At 67.6% G+C, this 4,027-nt stretch carries 4 protein-coding genes; all 4 read right to left on the reverse strand.

All coding sequences use genetic code 11. From position 1 onward, the window contains the following. Positions 1 to 752, reverse strand: a 752-nt coding sequence (locus ACGFJ2_RS59215; RefSeq protein ID WP_393484276.1) for an AAA family ATPase, incomplete at its 3' end; no start/stop codon positions are given. Positions 753 to 784: 32 nt separating this feature from the next. Further along, positions 785 to 1,549, reverse strand: a complete 765-nt coding sequence (locus ACGFJ2_RS59220; protein ID WP_393484279.1) for a hypothetical protein — start codon at positions 1,547 to 1,549, stop codon at positions 785 to 787. Further along, entirely contained in the window at positions 1,474 to 3,042 is a 1,569-nt protein-coding gene (locus ACGFJ2_RS59225) for a hypothetical protein (protein WP_393484282.1), read from the reverse strand. Before ACGFJ2_RS59225 ends, ACGFJ2_RS59220 begins: the two co-directional genes overlap by 76 nt. Next, the gene (locus tag ACGFJ2_RS59230) at positions 3,039 to 3,875 is read right to left on the reverse strand and encodes a TnsA-like heteromeric transposase endonuclease subunit (RefSeq protein WP_393484285.1); all 837 of its coding nucleotides are present in this window, start codon (positions 3,873 to 3,875) and stop codon (positions 3,039 to 3,041) included. The genes ACGFJ2_RS59225 and ACGFJ2_RS59230 overlap by 4 nt, the downstream gene beginning before the upstream one ends. Between the last annotated feature and the right edge of the window lie 152 nt (positions 3,876 to 4,027).

Below are 4,027 nucleotides of genomic sequence, written 5' to 3' on the forward strand. Positions count from 1 at the left end.
CGGAACACGTACTGGCCGGTGCGGGGATCATGGCGCCCTTCCTGCAGCAGGCCGGAGCCGGGGATGTCGACGCCGATGAGGATGAGGGTGACGTGCATGCTCATGAACGCGCGGATGAGATCGAGCACGTCCTGGTCGTCGGCGCGGTGCATGCGCAGCCGGGTGATGTCGTCCAGCACGAGTACCTTCGTGCCGTGGTCGTTGAGGGACTGGGCGACCTGGCGGATCAGCTCGGGCAGATCCATGTATTTGGTGTCGGCGCCGTAGAAATTCAGAATGGCCTTGCAGGTGGACTTCGGCTTGGCCGTGACGGGCGTCTGCACGTAGGCGACCGGCGCGTGCAGATCTCGGGTGCCGGGCCTGGCGCTGGGCAGGTGCAGGTGCGCGTCCAGCCAGAAGTCCTGGAAGGCGGCGCAGATCTCGCAGACCGTCTCGGTCTTGCCCTGGAACCCGCCGCCGGTGACCATGATCCCGGATCTGGTCGTCGGTTTGTACTTGAGCGCGTTGGACTCGATCCGAGCACGCAGCAGCTTCTCCACCGCGGCGCTCATCGGCGTCGCGATCACCGGCAGGTTGGCGTGCGTCGCCGCGCGGTGCAGGTCGTGCAGCATCCGCCGGCGCGGCGACAGCAACCGCCACTCGGCCAGGCTGAGCTGCGGGGCCGGGATGAAGAGGGCACGGCTGGTCCGGTAGTGCTCCCACCCGGCCAAGGTGTTCCGGAACGGCACCTCGCCGGGAAGCACGAAGGGCACCGGGCCTTGACCGTCTGTTCTTCGAACGGACGTCATGGATTGCGTTCTCCGTGCTCAGGTTCAGCTGGAAACGCCTCGTCGTCATCGTCGTCGGGGATGAGGAAGATGCTCTTGCGGCGCAACGCGTCATGCATGAGCGGAGGTGGTTGCGGTGGTGAGGTGACCACGGCTTCCCGGCGGCGGCGCCGCTCAGCGTCGATTTCCTCGGCCGCCTGGCGGGCCTGCTGCGGCCAGGCCAGAGGAACGACTTCAGCGGAGACGTCCGGAGCACGAGGGGCCGGCTGGCGGTCTTGGCGCGCGGCGTCGGCCTGGGCCGTTTGCCGGGCCCGGCTGGTGCGCTGCTGCTTGGGCTGCTGCGTGTGCCACTGGTCGACCGGGACGAGGCCGCCCAGCAGTTCCAGCAGCACGGGCAGCAACTCGGTGTCCGAGTGGGGCGACAGGCCTTGCGCGCGAGCCTGATGCAGCAATTCTTCGGCCGTCTTGTCGGAGAAGGCGGGAATCTCGCCTTCGGGCGGCAAGCCGTTCCAGCGCAGTTCGTGCCAGACCGCCGGAGATTCGGGATCTTGGAAGAATGCGGAGCGCCGATCCCTGCGATCGCCGCGGATCACCCAGCGATTCTTGTGCTGTCCGCCTCGACCGGATGGCTTGCCTCGGTAGGGATCCAGAGCGGGCCCGTCGTACCAGAGTCCGGCGATCTTGACCCCGCGCCGGTTCGGGATCTTCACGTAGTGAGCGGGCAGCACCTGGTAATACAGCTCCGGCTTGGGGATCTGCAGCGCGAAGCCGCCTTGCTCCATCGCGGCCGCGAACAGCGTGTTCGGGGAATGCTCCTCCCCGGGGCCCACGCGGGCGCGTGTTCGCCCAGTTTGCGGTTTTGCCAGACTTGGACGATCCAGCGCGCGATCGTGCGCTCCATCTGCGCGAGCGTCAGCACCGCGTCTGCCTCCGGATCGACTCCGCGATCGGCGACGTCCACGCCGGTGTAGCCGGGCAACTCCTCGAACAGCAGCGATCGCAGCGCTCCGAACGCCCGCTCGACCGCCTGCTTGTCGGTTGGGCGTAGAACGCGTGCGGGCAGGATGTTGCAGCCCAGGACACGTTGGGCGTCCACCAGGTCGTGATTTTTGAACGGCGAACCGTGGTCGGTGGTGACCGTCTCCGGCGCGAAGAACGGCAGCCCGGCCACTTTGTGGCCGGCGAACTCCGCGACGACCTGGGCCGGAACGCCCGGGAAGGGCCACTCCATCTCCGGGCCCCAGCCCTCGCGCATCGGCAGCGGCAACATCACGTCCCGCAACAGCATCGCCACGTCCACCGACGTCTCCGACACCAGCGTCAGCCGGAACGCGACCGCCGAATGCGTGTAGAGATCCAAGGCCAGAGTCAGTCGAGCGGTCACAGGATCGCCGAACGTCCTCTCCCGCACCTTGACCGGCAACGGTGTGGTGTCCAGGGCGACGACCTGGCCCGGCCGATGCACCACGGGGTAAACGCGGCCCGTGTCCACCGCCGCGGCTGAGCGCGCATACCGCTGCCGAGTTCCTCCTGGGCCGAACCATTCCAGCCAGACCTCACGCAAGGTCCGATAAGAAGGAACCTCGACCTGCGGCCCGAACTTCTCCGCGACATATTGGTGGATCAGCACGCTCTTGGCCTTCATGGTCATCTTCGACCGGCGCAGGCTCTCGGCGCGGGCCGCGAAGATGGCTTCCCGGATCTCCTCGGTGATGCTGTGACGGCCTTGGCTGACCCGCGTCCACCGGCCGTCCGCGCAACCGAGCGCGCCGCGTTCCTCGCACTTCGCGGCCATGCGCTTGAGCGTCCGCTCACTCATCTGATCCAGTCCGAGCAGCTTCGCTTCCTGCTCATCAAGACTGGCCAGTTCTACGGCCTTGGCTTTCCGCCGCTGCCCCAGCGTGGTGCGACTCGGATCGTAGGCCGGCCGAGGTTCTCCAGGAGCCGGCTGATGGGGATCCCTGCTGCGGAACCCGGTCTCGACCTCGTTCACGTGAGCTGCGCGAAGCCGGACGACGCTCCGCTGATATTCGGTCAGGTCGCCCCAGGTAGTCAGATGGTGGGCGCCCTTCGGCATCGCAGGCGCTTCAGGAACCGGCTGGCAATCGAGGTGATACGCGAGCCAGCGGATCGTGCGCCACTGCGGTTCACCCCTCGTCGGCCGCAGCAGCACGCGGCTGAACTGCGGTTCAATCGCCGCCACCGCCCATTCCTGCTGATCCAGCCGAAGCGTCGACCCCAGCGACAGCTCGAGCAGCCCCGCCGGCCGCGTCATGCTCCATTCCCCTCAGCCAGCGAGCACACCAGCGAACGATCCGACAGCGGACGCGACAGGTCGACTCCGAGCTGACGGCGCCAGAGCAGATGCAGGGCATGCGCGCGGGCGACCGCCGGCAGCGATGTTCGGGCCACGAGCTCCCCGAACCCGGCCGGCCCAGCCGCCAACGCTTCCAGCAACTGGCCTTGCAGGCCCAGCGGGTCTTGCAGCGGGCGACGCTGCGCGGACAACGCGTCGATCACCGACAGCACGTGCGGGCGCCACCCCGCCACCACCGCATACCGCCACCCGACCGCCCACGCCGCCTCCCACGCCGCGGCGAAGGCGACCTCGTCGCGATCTCGGATCAACGAAGCGGGCCGGACGTCGAACAGCCATGCTGATCCGTCTCGCAGCACTGCCAAGAAATCCGGGACATGCTCGCGGAAGCCTTCGTCGGCCTCAAACCGCAGCCGAAACGGCTGCGGCAGGACCTCCGCCACGGCGCCGGCGAAGTCCAGCGCCAGCAGCAGCTTCTGCTCCTCCAGCGACTCGAACCCGTGCATCCGGCCGGTCGACACCATGAATTGCAGGCCTGGGCGGTGACGCTGGTTTGTTCGCCAGGAGAACCGGCGAACCGGTACGCACTCCAACACTGGCACCGCCGCCAGGTCCCGGGCTGGGCATACCAGCTCACCTGTCGGCGTCCGCCACGTCCCACTCCATCGGCGTGGCCACTGCGGGCCCAGCAACAGCGAATCCCACGACTGCTCACTGGAGGTGTGAGCGCAGAACAGCTCCTCCAACCCGCAGGACTCCGACCGCACCTCCGGAGAGTCGCGTACCGTCATCACTCAACCACAGCACTCCTGAAGCAGACGTACCACCGATTCCGCCAAGAACAGGACCTGTGGAAGGGCCTTCCCTCCTGGCGCGGGGCCAACTATCGCTCCCAGATGGGCCAACTATCGCCCCCATGGGCCAGCTAGCGCTCCCAACGTCA

It is taken from the genome of Nonomuraea sp. NPDC049028, assembly GCF_043197735.1.
Classification (GTDB): domain Bacteria; phylum Actinomycetota; class Actinomycetes; order Streptosporangiales; family Streptosporangiaceae; genus Nonomuraea.

What these genes read in the sequence shown, in the direction of transcription:
- ACGFJ2_RS59220 (WP_393484279.1), bottom strand. Translation starts at nt 1,549, where the DNA reads ATGGAGCAAGGCGGCTTCGCGCTGCAGATCCCCAAGCCGGAGCTGTAT.
- ACGFJ2_RS59225 (WP_393484282.1), bottom strand. Translation starts at nt 3,042, where the DNA reads ATGACGCGGCCGGCGGGGCTGCTCGAGCTGTCGCTGGGGTCGACGCTT.
- ACGFJ2_RS59230 (WP_393484285.1), bottom strand. Translation starts at nt 3,875, where the DNA reads ATGACGGTACGCGACTCTCCGGAGGTGCGGTCGGAGTCCTGCGGGTTG.